Raw genomic sequence first — 19,392 nt, 5'->3', positions numbered from 1 at the left:
GTGGCGCTCGGCGGTTTCGACATGTGGACGAACCAGCTCTTCGGCCTTTCGATCTTCGGTACGCTGAAGCACGGCAAGACGGATGCGGCCTCGCTGGAGCCGGCCGCCAAGCACAAGCCGATCGCCTACCCGAAGTCCGACGGCGTTCTCACGTTCGACCGTCTGTCCTCGGTGTTCCTGTCGAACACCAACCACGAGGAAGACCAGCCGGTGCATCTGCAGGTGAAGGACATGGCGCTGCAGAAGGCGTCCGAGCACGACATCTATGCCGGTCCTTCGACGCGCTACTGTCCGGCCGGCGTTTACGAATGGGTGGAGAGGGATGGGCAAGAGACCTTTGTCATCAACGCCCAGAACTGCGTCCACTGCAAGACCTGCGACATCAAGGACCCCAACCAGAACATCAACTGGGTGCCGCCGCAGGGCGGCGAGGGGCCGGTCTATCCGAATATGTAAGGGTGCGGTTCGTCGCAAATCGGCAAAGCTCGATTCCGAAAGTGAAGTCGATGGTGAAAAGAAATCCGGAACGAACGAAGGAGACCATTCTCGACGCCGCAACCGGCGAATTCACCTGCTATGGCTTGGGCGGGGCAAGAATAGACGCGATAGCAGAGCGAGCAGGCTCAAACAAACGCATGATCTATCACTATTTCGGGGACAAGGAAGGCCTCTATTTTGCTGTCTTGGACCACGCGTTCGCAAAAATGCTGGCGGCGGAGCGGGCTCTTGAAATCGATTATTCGCAGCCCCTTTTTGGAATCGCGGAGATAACCCGCTTCACATGGCAGTATTTTCTGGCAAATCCGGAAATGGTAAGCCTTCTCTGCACCGAAAACCTCAACCACGGCAGGTTCCTGGCCAAATCCGCAAATGGAAAGCTGGTCAATCACCAGTTACTCGAGAAGCTGCAGAATTTGGCCGACCGCGGGATCGAGGAAGGAAGCGTGCGCAGTGGCCTAGACGCCCTCAAGATATTCATGACCGTTGCGTCGATGAGTCTTTTTTACCTGTCTAACCGTTTCACGCTCTCCACGATCTTTGACCGAGACTTTGAGCGGAAGGAATCGCTGGCACGTTGGGAGGACCATATCGTCCATGTTGTATTGAAGTCCACGGCAACTGCTCAGCTAAGTGAGGCGTCCAGCAGCGCTTGAATTCGGGTTTTTCTGGCGAATTAGCCTGGCCTCAATACCATTTCTTGAAGTTCGCCCATTCGCTGCAAGGGCTCTTGACCTTGGTCGGCGGCCACGCGGTCGCATGGGGAGCGAAGACAATAACAGCACCCGAAGCCAGGGCAGCCGCGGCTCCGCTCGTGCTGTCCTCGACGATGGAACAGCCGGCGCACGTCATGCCGAGTAGATATGCGGCTCGGTTTTATCCCCTCGGGATCGGGCTTGCTTCCACCGACGCGAACGGAGCCTCCCCCTGAACCTTTACGTTGATGAACCTGGTAGTAGCGTCGTCAAAGATATTCTCAAACAGCGACCGGGCAATCGTCGACGTCAAATTACGCTCCGTCGACATCTTCGCTAACGGCCGGCCTTCGTGAGTAATCTATGATAATCGCCCGGCCATCATCGATAGGTTGATAATCTCAGTCAGACGAGGGCCAGGCGCAAATAGGCAGATCCACCAAAGGCAATTTCGATTTCGCCTGGCGTGAGAAGTTCGATCGCGCCACAGAGCGTGCCCGTCGTGATGAGCGCGCCAGCCTTGAGCGATGTGTTCGGCCGCATCCCATCATTTGCGTAGTCCAGGAGCCACGTCAGGACATCCCCCTTGGGATGCTGGGCGGGTGCGTCATAGAGTGGCTGGCCGTTGAACGTCACCTTAAGTGGCGTTCCGCTTGCCGTGTCGACCGCCGACTTTGGCACGCGCGGACCGAGCACATAACCGCTGTTTCCCAGTCGATCGGCCAGAAACAGAAGGAACGAGATCTTGCCGCTCTCCTCAACGGCGCTGGCCAGAAGTTCGGCACCGAGATGAACGGCGTCGATCGCGTCGACGATGTCGGCTCGGCTATAGCTGCCCTCCCGGCGGATCGGCAGGTCACGGCCTAGGCGAACGGCGATCTCTGCCTCGAATTTGGTGCCCCTCTGCCACGGAATTTGCGCCCCTGAGTCAGCCTGCACATAAGGGTGCAGTGGCGCGGTTACGGCCTGCCCATCGGGCGAGACGGTCACTTTCCAGGCGTTGCTTTCGATCGCCTCATCGGCGGCGAGAAAATTCTGCGCGTCCATCGCGTGCCGGAGATCGGCAGGCAGGGAAAACCCCGCGGTCGGTGCCTGGTTTCGTGAACGGCGCAGACCGTGTAGTTTTGCTGCAAGCGCGCGCGGATCAAAGGGTGCGGCGGCCGAATCTGCCATGAGGTCTCCTCCTTTTGCTTTGAGTCGCGAGCCTATAGCTAACGCTAAGATGGAGCGAGGGGTCTCTATGGAAAGACTGCTATGCCATCGCTGCATGCCAAGCTCGACGGTAGGCGTCGAGCCCGGAGACAGGGCTTCGCGTGACATGGCGTTCGGCGCCGGCAGGTGGCTTGATGCCGGTCAGCAGAGCGGCGCCCTGGCTCGTGCCGGTCGATCCGGGGACGGCGATGACTTCGCGGTTGGTTAGAGCCGCAAGCAGCGTCAGATACGTATCGTTGAGCGCAAATGGTCCTTCCACGATGACCGGGCCCCGCGCTCCGATCAGATCGAGGCAGGCCTGGTTCATCATGGCGAGATAGAGGCAGAGCGCGGCGTAGCGTTCTTCGGGTGTCACGTCTTGCGCGTTGACCCAACGCGCGCTTTTGCCGGGGAATGGGCCGGAGCCCGGTGCAACATTCGCAAGCAGCATCAGGCGCTTTGTTATCGCCTGCTCGACCGCCGAGGCGACCTTTTCCTTGTCAACCTGTCCGGTTTCGCCTGAGATGGTTTCATATTCGCGTCCGCCCATGAAGCGGGAAGAGGGAACGGCCCGGCCATAGGCATCGACATTGGCGAGTGTGTCGCGCTTGGGATCGAGATGATCGAGATCGCCGCCGACCCCGAAATTGATCACCCATGTGCCCGTCGAGACAACTGCGAAGGGTGCTGGGCGGTCAAGCAGATGTGGCAGAAGCGACGCGTTGGAATCGTGAATGCCACAATAAACGGGGATTTCGCGGGTGAGGCCGATCGCTTCGGCAATATCAGGCAAGACCGGCCCGAGGGGATCGAAGGCGGAACGGATCGGTGCCATCAGGTCACGGATGCCGAGAGTGTCGACCAGCGAGGAATAGCGGGCGTCGCGCGGGTTCCAGAGGTCGGTATGGCAACCGAGTGAGGTCACCTCGTTCGACGCGACACCGGTCAGCCGTGCTGTCCAGTATTGCGGGTAGGTGAGGATCGTTGCCACCTTGGCAAAATCATCAGGAAAGGCGGTCTTCTGGTAATGCAGCTGCGCGCCGATGTTCAGGCCCATCGTTTGGTGCGGCGAAAAGGTTTCTTCGAAGGGTGGGCGCAGTCGCGCATATGCGTCGCTGATGTCTTCGGGATATTCGTGCTCGTAGTCGAGCACCGGCATTGCCAAATTGCCGGCCCTGTCGAGAAGCGCAGCCGAGGCGCCATGGGTCGTGATCGAGATGGCGTCGAAACCCGGCTCGCTCGCGAAGGAGCGAAGGGCATCCAACGTGAAGGACCAGAGCCTGTCGATATTGTAGTGCGGATAAAGTCCACCCTTGAGAACCGTGTTCGGAGTTCTCGCTACGGCGATTTCGGCGCCGGTCGCGCTCTCCAGGACCACGACCTTGGCATTGGTTTTGCCGATGTCGAGAACGGCGATGCGGCTGTAATTCGGCGTCATGGCATATGGAAGACGGTAACGAGGTCGCTCTGGACGGGAGAATTATCCGGGTTGGTTGCCATGATGTCGGCCATGTGAGCCCACCACTTCTTCATGACAGGGTGGTCTGGCAGGCTTGCCATCGCATGATCGACGGGACGGGTCAAAACGCCAAACAGCGTGTTCGTTTCGCGGTCGAGATGGATCGAGTAGTCGCTGGCGCCGGATTGGTGCAGCAGGTCGACCAGCTCCGGCCAGATTTCGTCATGCCGCTTCCTGTACTCGGCTTCCATGCCGGGGTTCAGCGTCATCTTGAAGGCGTGCTTTTCCAACGTCATTTGGAACTCATGGCTTTGAGGCGGCGGGCGACGATCGGGATCGCGATGGTGATGATCAGCAGCAGGCCGATGAAGATCGACATGACGATGCCGGGCACATTCAAGAGGCCGAGGCCGAAGGTGACAAGGCCCATGACGAAGGCGGCAATGACGACGCCGCCAATCTTGCCGGAGCCGCCGAGGATGGAGACGCCGCCGAGCACGACCATGGTAACGACTTCGAGCTCCCAGCCCTGAGCGATCGAGGGGCGGGTGGAGCCGAGGCGTGAGGTCAGGCAGACGGAGGCGACGCCGCTCATCACGCCCGTCAATATGAACAGGATGAATTTCACGCGCTCGACCGGGATGCCGGAGAACCGGGCGGCGAAGTCGTTATTGCCGATCGTATAGACCTGACGGCCGAAATTCGTGGCATGCAGCAGGATCGCAAAGGCGATTGCGAGCACAATGAAGAGCACGAACTCGAAGGAGAAGACCCAGAACACATAGCCCTGGCCGAAGAAGGCGAAATCGTCCGGATAGCCTCCATAGGCCTGATCGCCCAGGACGATGTAGGAGATGCCGCGAAACAGGCTCATCGTGCCGATCGTCACGACGATCGACGGTAGCTTCATGACGGAAACGAGAAACCCGTTGAACATGCCGCAGAGCAGGCCAACGCCGATGCCGATGAGAACGAGGCCGGGTGCCCCGACACCGACTTGTGCTGCCGCTCCCATCGCGGTCGAAGCAAGGGCGATAATGGCCGCAACCGACAGGTCGATCTCGCCGGCAATGACGAGCAGCGCCATGGCAAATGCGATCATCGCCTTTTCGGTGAAATTGAAGGTCGCGTCCGAAAGGTTCCAGGCGTCCAGGAAGTAGGGGGATGCCAGCGAGTTGAAGATGAAGATCAAGACAGCAACGCCGAAGAGCAGCACTTCCCAACTCGACATGATGCGCTTGAACGGCGTGCCGAGGCGGTCCGGGATGACGCGCTTTTCGCGCGGGGTGGAAACGACGGTGCTCATGCTGCCACCTCTGCTGGTGTCTCTGCTGCGGCCTTGTCACGCAGGATGATGCGGCCTCGATTGCGCTCGCGCCTTGCGTTGAAGACGACGGCAAGGATGATGACGGTGCCGGAAATCGCCATCTGCGTGAACGGCGAGATGCCGATGACGGGAAGGGCATTCTTGATGACACCGAGGAACAGGGCGCCAAGCACGGTACCGATCACCGAGCCGACGCCACCGGCAATCGAGATGCCGCCGATAACACAGGCTGCAACGCTGTCGAGTTCGAAGCCGTTGGCGATATCGACATAGGCGACCGCATAACGCGAGACCCAGAGATAGCTGGCAAGCCCGGCGAGCGCTCCTGACAGAACAAAGGCAAGGAATTTCGTCCAGCCGACATCGATGCCGGCGTAGACCGCAGCCGTCGGATTGCCGCCGGCAGCATAGGTCGAGCGGCCAAACTGGGTGTGTTTCAACAGCATGTAGATCAGCGCGACGATAATGATCGCCGCCCAGCTCAGGATCGGCATGCCGAGGACGACGGTGCGCGGCACGTTGAGAAAGGTCGGCGTCATCTGATGCGCGTTGACCCATTCGCCGTCTGACAGGACGAAAGCCATGCCGCGATAGATGGTGAGTGTGCCAAGCGTGACAACGATTGGCGGAATTTCCAGCGCCCAGACAAGGAAGCCGTTGATCGCGCCGAGAAAGGCGCCGATCAGGATCGCGGCGAGGATCAAGACGATCAGCGGCAGGTCGGGATAGGCGGCGTTCATCATCGCAATGGCCATGCCGGTGAAGGCAAGGTTTGCAGCAACCGACAGGTCGATCGACTTCGTCAGGATGACGGTCATCTGAGCGAGTGCAAGGATGATCAGGATCGACGTGTCGTTGAAGATGGCCGCAAGGTTGCCGGGTGTCGCGAAATCCTGGGCTCTCGTCGAGAAGGTCGCAACCATGATCGCGATAATGATGAAGAGCAGGGTTTCGCGTTTTTTCAGGAGTCTCGACATTCCGATTACCTCAAGCATTACCGGTCGCGGCGCGAACCAGCGTTTCCGGCGTCAGATCCTTGCGCTCGAAGAGGCCGGCCATGAGGCCTTCCTTCATGACGAGGACCCGATCGGACATTCCAATGATTTCCGGCAGTTCTGACGAGATCATGATGATCGACAGTCCCTCGGCGGCAAGCTCGCTGATGAAACCGTGCACGGCCGCCTTCGAACCGATGTCGATGCCCTTCGTCGGCTCGTCGAGGATGATCACCTTCGGCAATGTTGCCAGCCACTTGCCGATGACCACCTTCTGTTGGTTGCCACCCGACAGTGTTCCGACCGGAACCGAAAGCGCTGCAGCGCGCAGGTCCAGGCGCTCGGCATATTTGCGTGCCAAGGCAAATTCATTGGCGGCTTTCAGGAAACCCTTGCGCGATGTGCGCCCGAGCGACGGCAGCGTCATGTTCTGGTAAATCGGCATCGGCAGCGCCAGGCCGTGGCGGCCGCGTTCTTCCGGCACGTAGACGATGCCGGCGCGGATCGCATCGAGTGGCGAGTGGATTGTCAGCGCCTGGCCCCCAAGCTTCAGCGTGCCGGATGCGGGTTTGGTGATACCGAACAGCGACTGGCAGAGCTCGGAGCGACCGGCGCCGATCAGGCCGTAGATACCAAGGATCTCGCCCTTTCGAAGCGTGAACGAAATGTCGCGAAACTCTGTCTGGTGACAGTATTTCTCGACCTCGAGCACCGGACCGCCGATGGCCACGTCAACCTTGGGAAATGCATTTTCGACATCGCGACCGACCATGAGACGGACGATATCGTCCTGCGGCGTCTGCTTGAGTTGGCCGTGGCCAACAGCGCGACCGTCGCGGAAAACGACGTAATTGTCGGCGATCTCATAGAGCTCGTCGAACTTGTGGCTGATGAAGAGGATCGCCTTGCCCTGTGCCTTCAGGCCCTCGACGATGCGGAAGAGGTCATCGATTTCCTTGCGCGACAGTGCTGCGGTAGGTTCGTCCATGATGACGATGCGCGCTTCGATGGAAAGTGCGCGAGCAATTGCGACAAGGTGACGCTGAGCAATCGAGAGATCCTTGAGACGGATCGTCGGATCGATGTTGCTTTCAAGCGAATGGAGCAATTCCTTCGACCGACTGTTCATCAGTTTCCAGTCGATCGTGCGGAACCTCGTGCGCGGCGCGTGGCCGAGGAAGATGTTTTCAGCAACCGTCAACTCGTCGAAGAGCACGGTTTCCTGGTGAATGGCGGTGACGCCGACGTCGATGGCGGCCTGCGCGTTGGCGAAGGTGGTCGGCTTGCCGTCGAAGATGATCTCGCCTTCGTTCGGCCGGTAGATGCCGGTCAGGATCTTGACGAGTGTGGATTTGCCGGCGCCGTTCTCACCGATCAGGGCGGTAACCTTGCCGGGGTAGAGCGCGATGCTGACGTTATCGAGCGCCTTCACGCCGGGGAAGATCTGCGAAATGCCGCGCATCTCGAGGATCGCGGGCGCCTCGTCCGCCTTGATGCCCGCGACGGATTGTTGAAGGGCAGTGTTCATCAGCGTTTACCAGTGTTCAAATGAAAAGTCCCGGCGGCGCGAACCGCCGGGTTTTTGCTTGGATGAGCGAGGCTTAGAAAACCTTCGAGAACTGGTCGATGTTCGAAGCGTTGTACACGAACGGATCGGACATGGCGGCTTCGCCCTTGTCGTCGATCTTGATCTTGCCCATGCGGCCAGCTTCGATTTCGGTGCCCGGCTTGCCGGTCGCGTCACCCTTTACGAGGTGGTAGGCGATCTGCGTGGCAGAGTAACCGAGGTCGATCGGGTTCCAGATGGCGAATTCCTTCGTTGCACCAGACTTGATCGCGCCAGCCATTTCAGACGGCAGGCCGAGGCCGGTCACGTAGACCTTGCCGACAAGACCCTTGTCTTCGACAACCTTGGAAGCGGCCAGAACGCCGACCGTCGTCGGAGCGACGATGACCTTGACGTTCGGGTTCGACTTCAGCAGGCCTTCGGCTTCGCGATAGGACTTGTCAGACAGATCGTCGCCGTAGACTGTCGTGACGAGGTTGAGGCCCGGGAAGTCCTTGAGCTGCTTCTTCATCTGGTCGATCCAGATGTTCTGGTTGGTCGAGGTGGTCGTTGCCGACAGGATTGCGAAGTCACCCTTGCCGCCTTCCAGGTGGTCCTTGGCGAGCGTCAGGCACATCTTGCCGATCAGCTCGTTGGACGACGGGTTCAGCTGCAGGATGCGGCCGTCCTTGTTGACGCCGGAATCCCAGGAGATGACCTTGATGCCGCGCTGCTTGGCCTTCTTCAGGGCCGGTACGACAGCGTCCGGGTCATTGGCGGAGATGGCGATGGCATCAACGCCCTGGGCGATCAAAGAGTTGATGACTTCGATCTGGCCCTCTGCCGTCGTCGAGGTCGGGCCGGTGTAGATGACTTCCACGCCGCCGAGTTCCTTTGCCGCTTCCTGCGCGCCCTTGTTGGCGGCTTCGAAGAAGCCGTTGCCGAGAGACTTCACGACCAGGCCGATCTTGACGTCCTTGGCGCTTGCGGCGCCTGCCATCAGGGCCACCGCAAAGGCGACGCCGACGGCGAGTGATTTTGCGAATTTCATGCTTTATCCTCCCACGTTGATAAGACTTAACTACATCCTGACGGGGCCCCTCAGGCAACCGACGAGGAATCCTCCTTCATTTGCGAGATCGTGCTCGCAATGACGAGCTTGATGCCCGCATCCTCGATCATCCGGACGGAGTCCTCGGGAACACCGTCGTCCGTAATGATCGTCGAAACACGGTCGAGCGGGCACAGAATGAGGCTCGACCGGCGGTGAAATTTGCTGGAATCGACCATGACAACGAGTTCGTCGGCCTGGTGCATCAGCTTCTGTTCGCTTTGAATGATCTGCGCGTCGGATTCCATGATGCCGAGCGGACCGACGCCCTGCGCGCCGATGAAGAAGCGGCGAGCGTAGAAATTGCGGATCGCATCATTGTCGAATGGCGACAGGATCAGGCTCTGCTCGCGGTAGATCACCCCGCCGGGGACCGTTACCGTGTTCTTCGAGTGCTTGACCAGATGCTCGGCAATCGCAAACGAGTTGGTCATCACCTGCATGCGATGGGCAGCCATGAAGTGCACCATCTGAAACGTGGTGGTCCCACCATTGATGATGATCGCATCGCCCTGATCGCAGAGATCAACGGCAGCGCGCGCTATTGATCGCTTTTTATCGATGTTGACTGATTCCGAAACCCTGAATGGCCGTCCGGCCAGACTGCCGAGTTGCGGCGGATGCACAGCCTCTGCGCCACCGCGTACTCGCCGGATCTTTCCCTGCACATGCAGAGCCGCGATGTCACGCCGGATCGTCGCCTCGGAAGCCTCGGTCAATTCGGAAATATCCTGAATCGTAACGACCGACTTTTCCTGAACGGCGCTCAATATGATGCGATGGCGTTCGCGTTCGTGCATGGGGTTCCTCCTAGCTTGCTTATTTCGCAGTTGTGAGAATGTGTCAATCAAAAACGATCATAAAATTTCATATTGCGCTGCAACATAATCGAATTTGATCGTTTTCGATTGACAATGTCCGTTTTGATGAGCGATACCGTGACCGCAAAGGAGCGTCGAGTTCGTTCGCGCGTCCAAGAAATTTTACATGGGAGGATGACATGGCGGCAACCGTCCGGCTTCTTGATAACCGTTGGGACGATTCATACGCGGCAGGCCTCGATGAGCCTGGAAAGCTGCTCTATCGCTCGAATTTGCTGGGTGCCGACAAGCGTATCACCAACTATGGCGGCGGGAACACCTCTGCCAAGGTCATGGAAACCGATCCGCTGACCGGCGAGAAGGTCGAGGTTCTCTGGGTCAAGGGTTCGGGCGGCGACGTCGGGACCATCAAGCTTGACGGCTTCGCCACTCTTTATCAGGACAAGCTCGTTTCCCTGAAGGGCATCTATAAAGGCGTCGAAGACGAAGACCGCATGGTCGGTTTCCTCCCGCACTGCACCTATAACCTCAACAGCCGCGCCGCCTCGATCGACACGCCGCTGCATGGTTTCGTGCCCTTCACCCATGTCGACCACATGCATCCGGACGCGATCATCGCAATCGCTGCCTCCAGGAACTCCAAGGAATTGACGAAGCAGATCTTCGGCGACGAAATCGGTTGGCTGCCGTGGCGCCGCCCGGGCTTCCAGCTCGGCCTCGACCTCGAAGCCTTCGTCAAGGCGAACCCGAATGCCAAGGGCGTCGTGCTCGAAAGCCACGGTCTCTTCACCTGGGCAAACGATGCAAAGGCCTGCTACGAGCTGACGCTCGACATCATCAACAAGGCGATCGTCTGGTTCGCGGAAAAGACCGAAGGCAAGACGATCTTCGGCGGTGCTGCCACCCAGAGCCTGCCGGTCGAGCAGCGCCGCGCCATTGCGGCCCGCCTGATGCCTGAAATCCGCGGTCGCATCGGCAAGGCGGAACGCAAGCTCGGCCATTTCGACGATCAGGATGCCGTTCTCGAATTCGTCAATTCGAAGAATCTGCAGCCGCTTGGCGCGCTCGGCACCAGCTGCCCGGATCATTTCCTGCGCACCAAGATCCGCCCGCTGATCGTCACCTTCGATCCGGCAAAGCCTGACGTGGACGCGATCATTGCCGGTCTCGACAAGGCGCTCGAAGACTACCGCGCCGACTACGCGCGCTATTACAACGACTGCAAGCATGACAATTCGCCCGCCATGCGCGATGCGAACCCGGTCATCTTCCTCGTTCCCGGCGTCGGCATGCTGTCGTTTGCCCGCGACAAGGCGACAGCCCGCATCGCCAGCGAATTCTACGTCAACGCCATCAATGTCATGCGCGGTGCCTCGACCGTTTCCGAATATCAGGGCCTGCCGGAGCAGGAAGCCTTCGATATCGAGTACTGGCTGCTCGAAGAAGCCAAGCTTCAGCGCATGCCGAAGCCGAAGAGCCTTGCAGGCAAGGTCGCCTTCGTCACCGGTGGTGCCGGCGGCATCGGCCGTGCGACCGCTGCCCGCCTGATCGGCGAGGGGGCCTGCGTGGTCCTGGCCGATATCGACCAGGAAGCGCTCGACAACACGAAGGCCGATTTCGCTAAGCAATTCGGCGCCGACGCCGTGCGCGGCGTCAAGCTTGATGTAACCAAGGAGGACGGCGTGATCTCGTCCTTCGCGGAAGCCTGTGTTGAGTTCGGTGGCGTCGATATCCTTGTATCGAATGCTGGTATCGCTTCGTCCGCCCCGATCGAAAGCACTGAGCTTTCGATGTGGAACAAGAACATCGACATCCTGGCGACCGGCTACTTCCTCGTGTCTCGCGAGGCGTTCCGCCTGTTCCGCAAGCAGGATCTCGGTGGCAACGTCGTGTTCGTCGCCTCCAAGAACGGTCTGGCATCGTCGCCGAATGCTGCTGCCTATTGCACGGCCAAGGCTGCCGAGATCCATCTTGCCCGTTGCCTGGCGCTCGAAGGCGCAGAAGCCGGTATTCGCGTCAACACCGTCAATCCGGACGCCGTGCTGCGTGGTTCGAAGATCTGGAGCGGAGAGTGGCGTGAACAGCGGGCGGCATCGTCCAAGATCGAGATCAACGAGCTCGAGGAGCATTACCGCAAGCGTTCCATGCTGAAGCTCAATGTCTTCCCCGAGGACATCGCCGAAGCAATCTACTTCCTGGCGTCCGATCTCTCGGCGAAATCAACCGGCAACATCATCAACGTGGATGCCGGCAACGCCCAGAGCTTCCCGCGCTAAGTCCAACTGCTGCGGCGGGCAAATGCCCGCCGCCTTTCATCCACATGTCCGGGGAGGAACCCATGGCCGAGTCAAAAATCGCGCAGGACCTGATTGCGCAGGAAAACGACAAGCGCGCAGCAGCGCTCAAATCCGACTATGAAGCGCTCGGCGCCAATCTGTCGCGCCGCGGCATCGACATTGAAAACATCACGCGCCGGGTATCCGAGTTTTTCGTCGCTGTTCCGTCCTGGGGCGTTGGCACCGGCGGCACCCGCTTTGCCCGATTCCCCGGCACCGGCGAACCGCGCGGCATCTTCGACAAGCTCGACGACTGCTCCGTCATCAACGAGCTGACGCGCGCCACGCCGAACGTCTCCCTGCACATTCCGTGGGACAAGACAGATGCCAAGGAACTGAAGGCAAAGGGCGATCAGCTCGGCCTCGGTTTCGACGCGATGAATTCGAACACCTTCTCCGACGCGCCGGGCCAGAAGCATTCCTACAAATTCGGTTCGCTCAGCCACACCGACGCCGCAACACGTGCGCAGGCGGTTGAGCACAACATTGAATGTATCGAGATCGGCAAGTCGATCGGCTCGAAAGCATTGACGGTCTGGGTTGGCGACGGCTCGAACTTCCCCGGCCAGAGCAATTTCACCAAAGCATTCGAACGCTATCTCGCTTCGATGGCCGATATCTACAAGGCTCTGCCTGACGATTGGAAGCTCTTTTCCGAGCACAAGATGTATGAGCCGGCCTTCTATTCCACAGTCGTGCAGGACTGGGGCACCAACTACCTCATCGCCCAGACGCTCGGCCCGAAGGCGCAGTGCCTGGTCGACCTTGGTCACCATGCACCGAACACCAACATCGAAATGATCGTTGCCCGCCTGATTCAGTTCGGCAAACTCGGCGGCTTCCACTTCAATGACTCGAAGTATGGTGACGACGACCTCGATGCCGGTGCGATCGAGCCCTATCGCCTCTTCCTCGTCTTCAACGAGCTGGTCGAGGCAGAGCAGCGCGGTGTCAACGACTTCAATCCGGCCCACATGATCGACCAATCGCACAACGTGACCGATCCGATCGAAAGCCTGATCAACAGCGCCAACGAAATCCGCCGCGCCTACGCGCAGGCGCTGATCGTCGATCGCAAGGCGTTGGCTGGCTACCAGGATGAAAACGACGCGCTGATGGCGACCGAAACGCTGAAGCGCGGCTACCGCACGGACGTCGAGCCGATCCTTGCAGAAGCGCGTCGCCGTTCTGGCGGTGCGATCGATCCTGTGGCGACATACCGCGCGAGCGGCTACCGCAGGAAGATTGCCGCCGAACGCCCGGCGTCGATTGCCGGCGGCGGCGGCATCATCTGACCCTTAGCCTCCCAAGGCCGTTCTATCGGGCCGCTGTCGACGAGACAGCGGCCCGATTCCGTTTACGGCCTCCATTCACCGGCAATCTGACGGGTGGCGATGTTCAGCCGGTTCCAAACGTTGATGTTGGCGATGGCGATGACGAGGGCTGCCAGGCTCTTGCCGTCGAAATGCCGCGTGGCTTCATCCCAGATGTCGTCAGGCACTGGGTCGGCGCGATCGCTGACGCGGGTGACCGCCTCCGTCAGCGCAAGGGCTGCGCGTTCGGCCGGCGTGAAATAGGGCGTGTCACGCCAGGCGCTGACGGCAAACAGGCGCTCGTCCGTCTCGCCAGCCTTCTTGGCGATCCGTGGATGTCCGTCGATGCAGACGCTGCAACCATTGATCTGGCTGGCGCGTAGATTGACGAGTTCCAAAAGGATTGGCGACAGACCTGTTTTGGCGGGTATCGTCCCGAGGGCATGCAGCGCCTGCATTGCGTCGGGAATGACGATCGCTGGATTTCCCATTCTTGCTTGCATCACGTTTCTCCATGGTGTGTTTTCCAAACTGACGCCGCCGGACGTGCTGTCACATCGGCCGGCTTTTGTTCGTCATGGAGTTGACGGAGCACAGTGGAGGAATGTGACAATGGATGAGAAAAATTGGCTGGCGGGAGAATTTGAGGCGAATCGGGCGCATCTGGGCGCCGTCGCCTATCGCATGCTGGGCTCCCGCGCCGAGGCCGACGACGCTGTTCAGGAGGCCTGGCTGCGGCTCGGCCGGTCTGATGCTGACGCGATCGACAATATCGGCGGCTGGCTCACGACGGTTGTGGCGCGCATCTGCCTCGACATGCTGCGGTCGAGAAAGACACGCCGGGAAGAGCCGTTCGATCTACCCGTCCATGAACGTCTGGCCGACACGTCCAAGACCGTTGATCCGGAGCGGGAGGTCGCTTTTGCCGACTCTGTCGGCATGGCGCTACTCGTTATCCTCGAAACATTGGCGCCGGCCGAGCGCGTTGCCTTCGTGCTGCACGATATGTTCGATCTCCCCTTCGACGACATTGCGCCGATCATTCATCGCTCTTCGGCGGCAACGCGACAACTGGCAAGCCGTGCTCGCCGTCGGGTTCAAGGCAAAACCGATGTGCCGGAGGCGGACGCAGCGCGCAAGAAGCAGATCGTCCACGCATTCCTTGCGGCTTCGCGCCTCGGTGACATCAGGGCGTTGCTGTCAATCCTCGATCCGCAGGTGGTGTTCACCCCGGACACTGCGGCGATGCGGTACAACCCTTCGGTTCGCGAACTTCGCGGCGCGGATGCTGTGGCAGAGACGTTCAGGGGGCGTGCTCAGGCGGCGCAGCCGGCGATGATCGATGGAGAGTTCGGGCTGGTGGTGGTCGTGGGGGGGCAACTGCGCGTCGTCCTGCTTCTGACCTTCGACGGGGAGAAGATCGCCGGGATCGATGCCGTCGCCAACCCCGACTATCTCGCCAACTTGAAATACGACTTGCTCTAAAAATAACAGTTCAAACGAAAAGAGCCGTCGCTTGGCCAGCGACGACTCTCACAGGGGCAGGGAAGCGCCCGAAACTTCAGCAGTAGCTGCACATGGCAGCCGGGTTGTTGTTGGGGATCACGTTCAGAAACTTGCCCACTGGAGAGGTCCGCTGTTCGCGCTTCCTGGCAGCCGTCTCAAGCAGACGCTTGAAATCGTCAAGTTTCACGCCGTCGGCACGGAGCACCATGGCGATTAGGGGGTCGTGAAGGGCTTCGGTAATGGTCAGGTCTTCTCTGGTCTTGCTCATGGTTTGCCTCCTTTCGTGGGCGGTAGCCCGTGTTCCACCCCGCTCCGATCCAATCAACCACGTTGACTTCGGCAGAGAGTGGTGTTACCGGTAAGTAACAATGCATTTGTTACCGATCGGTCACATGGATGTCAAGGACCTTGTCCGCGAAAAAATCAGAATCATTGAGCCTGCTGTCTCCCGCAAACACTGACGAGAAAATCCCGCCACGGGAGCGCATCGTCTCCACCGCCGCCGAGCTTTTTCGCGAGCACGGCATCCGTGGCATCGGTGTGGATGCGATTGCAGATGCTGCGCTGACCAACAAGATGACGCTCTACCGGCATTTCGGCTCGAAGGACGAGCTGGTCTGCGAGACGCTGCGCCGCGCTTCGGAAAGAGCCGAAGCAATCTGGCGCGACCTCGAGGCAACCCATCCCGGCGACCCGAAGGCGCAGCTCAGGGCATGGATCGAAGCGCGAACGCAAAGCCTTTGCGGCGAGCACGTCGGCTGTGATCTCGCCAATGCGGCCATTGAGCTGAAAGGTGAGGGGCATCCCGCCTATAGCGTGATCGAGCGCCACAAGGCTGAGCAACGCGACCGCCTCGAAGCGCTCTGTCGAGAAGCCGATGCGCGCGAACCGAAGCTGCTGGCCGATACACTGACGCTCCTTCTGGAGGGGGCTCGCGTTACGCGGCAAGCCATGGGCAACGACACATGTTGCAATCATTTCTCCAAGGCCTGCAACGCTGCCATCGCCGCCTTTGCGTGATGGCACCCGCCGATCGGCGGGAACCATATGCCTTTATGCCCGTTTCGGAAGATGCGGGAAGTAAAGGCATGGACTATCTCTATCTTCATCGCCTGTATGCAAAACGAGCCGAGCTCGAGGCAAAGCTCGAGCTCTATGAGGCGCGCGATTGCTTCGGTGACGAGGAGATCGATGATGGCACCGATCAAGAGCTGCGAGAGAAGCTCAGCGAAATTTCAAGCGAGATCGATACGCTGGAGCGCTCGCGCGCGCCCTGAACGGCTCTAGCTACTGGCGTCCAGAAGCTGAATGGTGCGATCGTCGAACTCGCCGCGATAGAGCCGATCAACGACTTTGTGAAAAGCCGACCCGTGCTCGCTGATCGCCGCAAAGAGGGTCATGGACGACCGCAGCTTGAGATCATCAGGAGACCCGAAGATCTCATGGGCGGATTTGCCCTCGATCGAAAGGACGGCATCGACACAGCGCAATAGTCTGCTACCGAGGACGGGGTCCGCGAGATAGGCGGTGGCCTCTTCCGCCGAGCGGATGGCGTATTTCTCTGCCATGGATGATGAGCCGAGCCCGGCAATCTGGGGAAATATGAACCACATCCAGTGGGATCGCTTGTGTCCGGCTCTCAATTCCGAAAGCGCTCGCTCGTAGGTACCATTCTGCGCATGAACGAAGCGATCCAGATCATAATCAATCTCATCGGGCATCGACGATCCTCCCCTTGCGCATAACTATATCATGGGGGAGGGTTGTCCATGCCCGCAACTCGACAGGTCCTCAGCAGGACCTGTCCGGGTATGGGCTGTGCTCCCGGCAATAATCGACCGAGGGCAATGAATCCGAGATTGACCCGACAGCTGCCGTGTCGAGGCCCGATGCCATGGGGGCCGTGAAATGGACCGTCAGTCCTGCAATGCCTAGAAGCGCAAAGGCCGCAAGAACGATGAAGCGTTCTGATATTGAAGGTTTATGTGCACCAACATGCTCGGCGTATTCGCGTTCACCCATGCCATTCAACTCGTCATCTGTTGCGTGGTGGTGTGCCACGTCGCCACGCGCCGCGTTCCAACTCTCGCTGTTTGTCATTTTGTTAACTCCTACACTGATGCGTGCACCGACACATGATCGTCCTCTCGCCGGCGAACAGCACGAATACGCATGTGTGTTCTTTTGGACCTCGATTGAAGACCGGATACACAAACGCAGTGTTCATAAAATCGAACCAATCGGTTTGATTTGGAACTTTGAGGGCTTGGCTCCTCGACAAAATTCAGCTTAGTTCGGATGATCAGTCAGATTGCGGATGCCCCCATGACCAAATCATTTGGCGCGATGTCCATCGCGCAGCTTTCCAGTCTCATTCAAACAACAGCGGTCGATCCCATCGAAGTGACGGAAGCTGTTATCGATGGCATCGAGGCCTATGCCGACCAGGCGGCCTTTACGGCAATCTTCAAGGATCGCGCAACGGAAGAGGCGAAGGCCTCATCGAAGCGAATGAGACAGGGTCGCTCGTGCGGAATGCTGGACGGCATACCGATCGCCTGGAAGGACCTGTTTGACATCAAGGGTCGGACAACGACGGCCGGGTCGACAGTACTGGCCAGAGAGCCGGCTGCGCGGGCGGACGCGGCTGTCGTGGCAACGCTGAAACAGGCGGGCATGGTCTCGATTGGCTGCACGAACATGAGCGAGTTCGCCTTCTCCGGGCTCGGCCTCAATCCACACTACGGCACGCCGCGCAATCCGCGCAGCAATGATGTTCCGCGCATTCCGGGTGGCTCATCTTCCGGCGCTGGCGTTGTGGTGGCAGCTGGCCTCGTGCCGGTGGCGATGGGGACGGACACGGGAGGTTCGGTGCGCATCCCGGCTGCCCTCAACGGTATCATCGGTTACAAGGCAACGCGCGGTCGCTATCCGATGGCAGGCGTCTTCCCGCTGGCAAAGAGCCTGGATTCGCTTGGTCCGCTCTGCAGGACCGTTCAGGATGCGGTGTGGATCGACGCGGGAATGCGAGGCGCGTCAGCGCCGTCAATAGCCGCTCGCCCACTCAAGGAGTTGGACATCGTTATCCCTGACAATATCGTTTTCGATGGTGCTGAAGCTGGCGTGGTCGCAACTTTCGAGACGGCGGTCGATTGGCTGGAGGCGGAGGGTGCATCGATCAGCCGGATCAAGATCCCGGCTTTTGACGAGATATTGGCGCTGATGGCTCGATATGGCGCCCTGGTCACGGCCGAAGCCTATGTGCTTCACCGCGAGCGATTGGCTGGGCCTGCGGCTGACGACATGGATCGCCGCGTGGTCGTGCGCACTCGACTGGGCGAGAAGACCACGCTTGCGGCCTATCTCGCGATCCTCGAAGCCCGCGAGCGGTTGATCGCCGACGTCGACCGCCTTGTCGGTGACAGCTTCGTTGCGTTTCCGTCGGTCGCCCATGTGGCGCCGCCGATCGCGCCATTGGAAGCCGACGACGATTTGTTTTTCGCAACCAACGGGAAGACCTTGCGCAATACGCTTTTCGGCAACTTCCTCGATTGGTGCGGCGTATCGATCCCCTGCGGGACGGGAGATGCCGACATGCCGGTCGGCTTCCTGCTTTCTGCCGTGGGCAAGCGGGACGAAGCGCTCCTTGGCGCGGCGCTTTCGGCGGAGACAGTTATCCGTGGAGAATTTACTTGAGATCGTAGGCATTGCCGGGAGGAGAACATGACTGAAAGCAATTTGGAGAATGGACGTTTTGCAGTTTCGACGTGGTCGCTGCATCGGCTCTTGGGGGCCGTCTATCCCTACAGCGCCGATCCGGAAAAAAGTGCAGCGCCCAAGGAGCCATATGGGCCGGGGCGTTCCCCGCTGACCGACATTCCCGGGCAACTTGCCAAGCGTGGTATCGGGCGACTTGAGATATGCTCGTTCCATCTGCCAAGCATCGAAGCCGCCTATCTCGCGGAGATGCGCTCAGCGATTCAGGACGCCGGCATCCTGCTTCAGACACTCCTCGTCGAAGATGGCGATCCCAGCCATCCAGAGACCGCGGAACGCGACATTCAGTGGATTGCCGGCTGGATTGGGGTCGCGGAAGCGCTTGGCGCCAGGAACATGCGGGTGATCGCCGGCAAGCAGATGCCGACCGCAGAAAACCTTGAGCGGGCCGCGGGCCATCTCGGTTGGCTTGGAAAGCAGGCCGAGAACAGCGGCGTTCGCATTGTCACGGAGAACTGGTTCGACCTTCTGCCTTCGCCGAAGGAAACCAATTGGCTGCTCGATACACTGCAGGGCAAAGTCGGCCTGAATGGCGACCTCGGAAACTGGGCTGCGCCTGAAAAATACGCAGGGCTTTCCGACATCATGCGCCGTGCGGAACTCTGCCACGCCAAGGCCGATTTCAATGAAGCGGGGCTTGACAGCGCGGACTACCGCAAGTGCCTGGAAGCGTGCCGGACGGCAGGTTACGGCGGACCGTATACCTTGATCTACGATTCACCGTTCTTTGCCGATGAGTGGGACGGTATCCTGCTTGAAAAGGCATTCATCGAGGACTTCCATCAGGAAAAGCAGCGCGCGGCTGGCTAAACCGCGA

Annotated in this window: 21 protein-coding genes; 9 read left to right on the top strand and 12 right to left on the bottom strand. The window is 59.6% G+C overall.

Annotation, left to right across the window (positions count from 1 at the left end):
* Together AC1DE4_RS22360 and AC1DE4_RS22355 are read left to right on the top strand one after the other, a co-directional pair.
* Window positions 1–456 (top strand): 4Fe-4S dicluster domain-containing protein (locus AC1DE4_RS22360; RefSeq protein ID WP_477883118.1); only part of this gene is annotated, 456 nt, incomplete at its 5' end.
* Between the two features lie 50 nt (window positions 457–506).
* On the top strand, window positions 507–1,154 hold the full coding sequence (locus tag AC1DE4_RS22355) for a TetR/AcrR family transcriptional regulator (RefSeq protein WP_477883116.1): 648 nt from the start codon (window positions 507–509) through the stop codon (window positions 1,152–1,154).
* A 444-nt stretch (window positions 1,155–1,598) separates the two neighbouring features.
* Here AC1DE4_RS22355 and AC1DE4_RS22350 read toward each other — a convergent pair whose 3' ends face one another.
* The 8 genes from AC1DE4_RS22350 to AC1DE4_RS22315 form a co-directional block, all read right to left on the bottom strand.
* Window positions 1,599–2,366, bottom strand: coding sequence for a fumarylacetoacetate hydrolase family protein (locus AC1DE4_RS22350; RefSeq protein WP_477883114.1), 768 nt, complete (start codon window positions 2,364–2,366; stop codon window positions 1,599–1,601).
* A gap of 79 nt (window positions 2,367–2,445) precedes the next feature.
* Window positions 2,446–3,822 carry an FGGY-family carbohydrate kinase gene (locus tag AC1DE4_RS22345; protein WP_477883112.1) on the bottom strand — a complete coding sequence of 459 codons (1,377 nt, stop codon included), beginning with the start codon at window positions 3,820–3,822 and terminating at the stop codon, window positions 2,446–2,448.
* Window positions 3,819–4,139 carry an L-rhamnose mutarotase gene (rhaM, locus tag AC1DE4_RS22340; protein WP_192240930.1) on the bottom strand — a complete coding sequence of 107 codons (321 nt, stop codon included), beginning with the start codon at window positions 4,137–4,139 and terminating at the stop codon, window positions 3,819–3,821. The genes AC1DE4_RS22345 and rhaM overlap by 4 nt, the downstream gene beginning before the upstream one ends.
* Entirely contained in the window at window positions 4,136–5,149 is a 1,014-nt protein-coding gene (locus tag AC1DE4_RS22335; protein WP_112666109.1) for an ABC transporter permease, read from the bottom strand. The genes rhaM and AC1DE4_RS22335 overlap by 4 nt, the downstream gene beginning before the upstream one ends.
* The gene (locus AC1DE4_RS22330; protein ID WP_477883109.1) at window positions 5,146–6,147 is read right to left on the bottom strand and encodes an ABC transporter permease; all 1,002 of its coding nucleotides are present in this window, start codon (window positions 6,145–6,147) and stop codon (window positions 5,146–5,148) included. The genes AC1DE4_RS22335 and AC1DE4_RS22330 overlap by 4 nt, the downstream gene beginning before the upstream one ends.
* Before the next feature lie 10 nt (window positions 6,148–6,157).
* The gene (locus AC1DE4_RS22325; RefSeq protein ID WP_477883107.1) at window positions 6,158–7,693 is read right to left on the bottom strand and encodes a sugar ABC transporter ATP-binding protein; all 1,536 of its coding nucleotides are present in this window, start codon (window positions 7,691–7,693) and stop codon (window positions 6,158–6,160) included.
* A gap of 73 nt (window positions 7,694–7,766) precedes the next feature.
* On the bottom strand, window positions 7,767–8,762 hold the full coding sequence (rhaS, locus tag AC1DE4_RS22320) for a rhamnose ABC transporter substrate-binding protein (protein ID WP_025661576.1): 996 nt from the start codon (window positions 8,760–8,762) through the stop codon (window positions 7,767–7,769).
* A 50-nt stretch (window positions 8,763–8,812) separates the two neighbouring features.
* Window positions 8,813–9,622, bottom strand: a complete 810-nt coding sequence (locus AC1DE4_RS22315) for a DeoR/GlpR family DNA-binding transcription regulator (protein ID WP_477883105.1) — start codon at window positions 9,620–9,622, stop codon at window positions 8,813–8,815.
* Between the two features lie 200 nt (window positions 9,623–9,822).
* On the opposite strand from AC1DE4_RS22315, the gene AC1DE4_RS22310 reads away from it, so the two are divergent.
* Window positions 9,823–11,919 carry a bifunctional rhamnulose-1-phosphate aldolase/short-chain dehydrogenase gene (locus AC1DE4_RS22310; RefSeq protein ID WP_169680482.1) on the top strand — a complete coding sequence of 699 codons (2,097 nt, stop codon included), beginning with the start codon at window positions 9,823–9,825 and terminating at the stop codon, window positions 11,917–11,919.
* Between the two features lie 62 nt (window positions 11,920–11,981).
* Window positions 11,982–13,274, top strand: a complete 1,293-nt coding sequence (gene rhaI, locus AC1DE4_RS22305) for an L-rhamnose catabolism isomerase (protein WP_025661579.1) — start codon at window positions 11,982–11,984, stop codon at window positions 13,272–13,274.
* Window positions 13,275–13,336: 62 nt separating this feature from the next.
* On the opposite strand, the gene AC1DE4_RS22300 is transcribed toward rhaI, so the two are convergent.
* Window positions 13,337–13,795, bottom strand: a complete 459-nt coding sequence (locus AC1DE4_RS22300) for a carboxymuconolactone decarboxylase family protein (protein ID WP_025661580.1) — start codon at window positions 13,793–13,795, stop codon at window positions 13,337–13,339.
* Between the two features lie 109 nt (window positions 13,796–13,904).
* Here AC1DE4_RS22300 and AC1DE4_RS22295 point away from each other — a divergent pair, with 109 nt between their 5' ends.
* Window positions 13,905–14,777: a sigma-70 family RNA polymerase sigma factor gene (locus AC1DE4_RS22295; RefSeq protein WP_477883102.1), complete on the top strand. Its 873-nt coding sequence runs from the start codon at window positions 13,905–13,907 to the stop codon at window positions 14,775–14,777.
* A gap of 76 nt (window positions 14,778–14,853) precedes the next feature.
* Here the strand turns inward: AC1DE4_RS22295 and AC1DE4_RS22290 are convergent, their stop codons facing one another.
* Window positions 14,854–15,066, bottom strand: coding sequence for a hypothetical protein (locus tag AC1DE4_RS22290; RefSeq protein ID WP_062369044.1), 213 nt, complete (start codon window positions 15,064–15,066; stop codon window positions 14,854–14,856).
* 128 nt (window positions 15,067–15,194) lie between these two features.
* On the opposite strand from AC1DE4_RS22290, the gene AC1DE4_RS22285 reads away from it, so the two are divergent.
* Together AC1DE4_RS22285 and AC1DE4_RS22280 are read left to right on the top strand one after the other, a co-directional pair.
* Window positions 15,195–15,818, top strand: a complete 624-nt coding sequence (locus AC1DE4_RS22285) for a TetR/AcrR family transcriptional regulator (RefSeq protein WP_477883100.1) — start codon at window positions 15,195–15,197, stop codon at window positions 15,816–15,818.
* A gap of 68 nt (window positions 15,819–15,886) precedes the next feature.
* Entirely contained in the window at window positions 15,887–16,075 is a 189-nt protein-coding gene (locus tag AC1DE4_RS22280) for a hypothetical protein (protein WP_025661584.1), read from the top strand.
* A gap of 6 nt (window positions 16,076–16,081) precedes the next feature.
* Here the strand turns inward: AC1DE4_RS22280 and AC1DE4_RS22275 are convergent, their stop codons facing one another.
* Both AC1DE4_RS22275 and AC1DE4_RS22270 read right to left on the bottom strand, forming a co-directional pair.
* Window positions 16,082–16,519 (bottom strand): DUF1810 domain-containing protein, encoded by a 438-nt coding sequence (locus AC1DE4_RS22275; RefSeq protein WP_169680478.1) that lies wholly within the window; start codon window positions 16,517–16,519, stop codon window positions 16,082–16,084.
* A gap of 70 nt (window positions 16,520–16,589) precedes the next feature.
* A complete protein-coding gene (locus AC1DE4_RS22270) occupies window positions 16,590–16,898 on the bottom strand; it encodes a hypothetical protein (protein WP_018856075.1) in 309 nt (102 codons plus the stop codon).
* 225 nt (window positions 16,899–17,123) lie between these two features.
* Between AC1DE4_RS22270 and AC1DE4_RS22265 the strand changes: the two genes are divergently transcribed.
* Window positions 17,124–18,494 carry an amidase gene (locus tag AC1DE4_RS22265; protein ID WP_477883098.1) on the top strand — a complete coding sequence of 457 codons (1,371 nt, stop codon included), beginning with the start codon at window positions 17,124–17,126 and terminating at the stop codon, window positions 18,492–18,494.
* Window positions 18,495–18,521: 27 nt separating this feature from the next.
* Window positions 18,522–19,385 (top strand): sugar phosphate isomerase/epimerase family protein, encoded by an 864-nt coding sequence (locus AC1DE4_RS22260; RefSeq protein ID WP_477883096.1) that lies wholly within the window; start codon window positions 18,522–18,524, stop codon window positions 19,383–19,385.
* Window positions 19,386–19,392 lie beyond the last annotated feature (7 nt).

This window comes from Rhizobium sp. 10N414 (genome assembly GCF_056394785.1).
The sequence above is the reverse complement of the archived record's forward strand: the minus strand, read 5'-3'. Positions and strand labels throughout refer to the sequence as shown.

Bases quoted from the DNA above. Each gene is read 5' to 3' on its own strand.
- AC1DE4_RS22355 (WP_477883116.1), top strand. From the start codon at position 507: ATGGTGAAAAGAAATCCGGAACGAACGAAGGAGACCATTCTCGACGCC.
- AC1DE4_RS22350 (WP_477883114.1), bottom strand. From the start codon at position 2,366: ATGGCAGATTCGGCCGCCGCACCCTTTGATCCGCGCGCGCTTGCAGCA.
- AC1DE4_RS22345 (WP_477883112.1), bottom strand. From the start codon at position 3,822: ATGACGCCGAATTACAGCCGCATCGCCGTTCTCGACATCGGCAAAACC.
- rhaM (WP_192240930.1), bottom strand. From the start codon at position 4,139: ATGACGTTGGAAAAGCACGCCTTCAAGATGACGCTGAACCCCGGCATG.
- AC1DE4_RS22335 (WP_112666109.1), bottom strand. From the start codon at position 5,149: ATGAGCACCGTCGTTTCCACCCCGCGCGAAAAGCGCGTCATCCCGGAC.
- AC1DE4_RS22330 (WP_477883109.1), bottom strand. From the start codon at position 6,147: ATGTCGAGACTCCTGAAAAAACGCGAAACCCTGCTCTTCATCATTATC.
- AC1DE4_RS22325 (WP_477883107.1), bottom strand. From the start codon at position 7,693: ATGAACACTGCCCTTCAACAATCCGTCGCGGGCATCAAGGCGGACGAG.
- rhaS (WP_025661576.1), bottom strand. From the start codon at position 8,762: ATGAAATTCGCAAAATCACTCGCCGTCGGCGTCGCCTTTGCGGTGGCC.
- AC1DE4_RS22315 (WP_477883105.1), bottom strand. From the start codon at position 9,622: ATGCACGAACGCGAACGCCATCGCATCATATTGAGCGCCGTTCAGGAA.
- AC1DE4_RS22310 (WP_169680482.1), top strand. From the start codon at position 9,823: ATGGCGGCAACCGTCCGGCTTCTTGATAACCGTTGGGACGATTCATAC.
- rhaI (WP_025661579.1), top strand. From the start codon at position 11,982: ATGGCCGAGTCAAAAATCGCGCAGGACCTGATTGCGCAGGAAAACGAC.
- AC1DE4_RS22300 (WP_025661580.1), bottom strand. From the start codon at position 13,795: ATGCAAGCAAGAATGGGAAATCCAGCGATCGTCATTCCCGACGCAATG.
- AC1DE4_RS22295 (WP_477883102.1), top strand. From the start codon at position 13,905: ATGGATGAGAAAAATTGGCTGGCGGGAGAATTTGAGGCGAATCGGGCG.
- AC1DE4_RS22290 (WP_062369044.1), bottom strand. From the start codon at position 15,066: ATGAGCAAGACCAGAGAAGACCTGACCATTACCGAAGCCCTTCACGAC.
- AC1DE4_RS22285 (WP_477883100.1), top strand. From the start codon at position 15,195: ATGTCAAGGACCTTGTCCGCGAAAAAATCAGAATCATTGAGCCTGCTG.
- AC1DE4_RS22280 (WP_025661584.1), top strand. From the start codon at position 15,887: ATGGACTATCTCTATCTTCATCGCCTGTATGCAAAACGAGCCGAGCTC.
- AC1DE4_RS22275 (WP_169680478.1), bottom strand. From the start codon at position 16,519: ATGCCCGATGAGATTGATTATGATCTGGATCGCTTCGTTCATGCGCAG.
- AC1DE4_RS22270 (WP_018856075.1), bottom strand. From the start codon at position 16,898: ATGACAAACAGCGAGAGTTGGAACGCGGCGCGTGGCGACGTGGCACAC.
- AC1DE4_RS22265 (WP_477883098.1), top strand. From the start codon at position 17,124: ATGACCAAATCATTTGGCGCGATGTCCATCGCGCAGCTTTCCAGTCTC.
- AC1DE4_RS22260 (WP_477883096.1), top strand. From the start codon at position 18,522: ATGACTGAAAGCAATTTGGAGAATGGACGTTTTGCAGTTTCGACGTGG.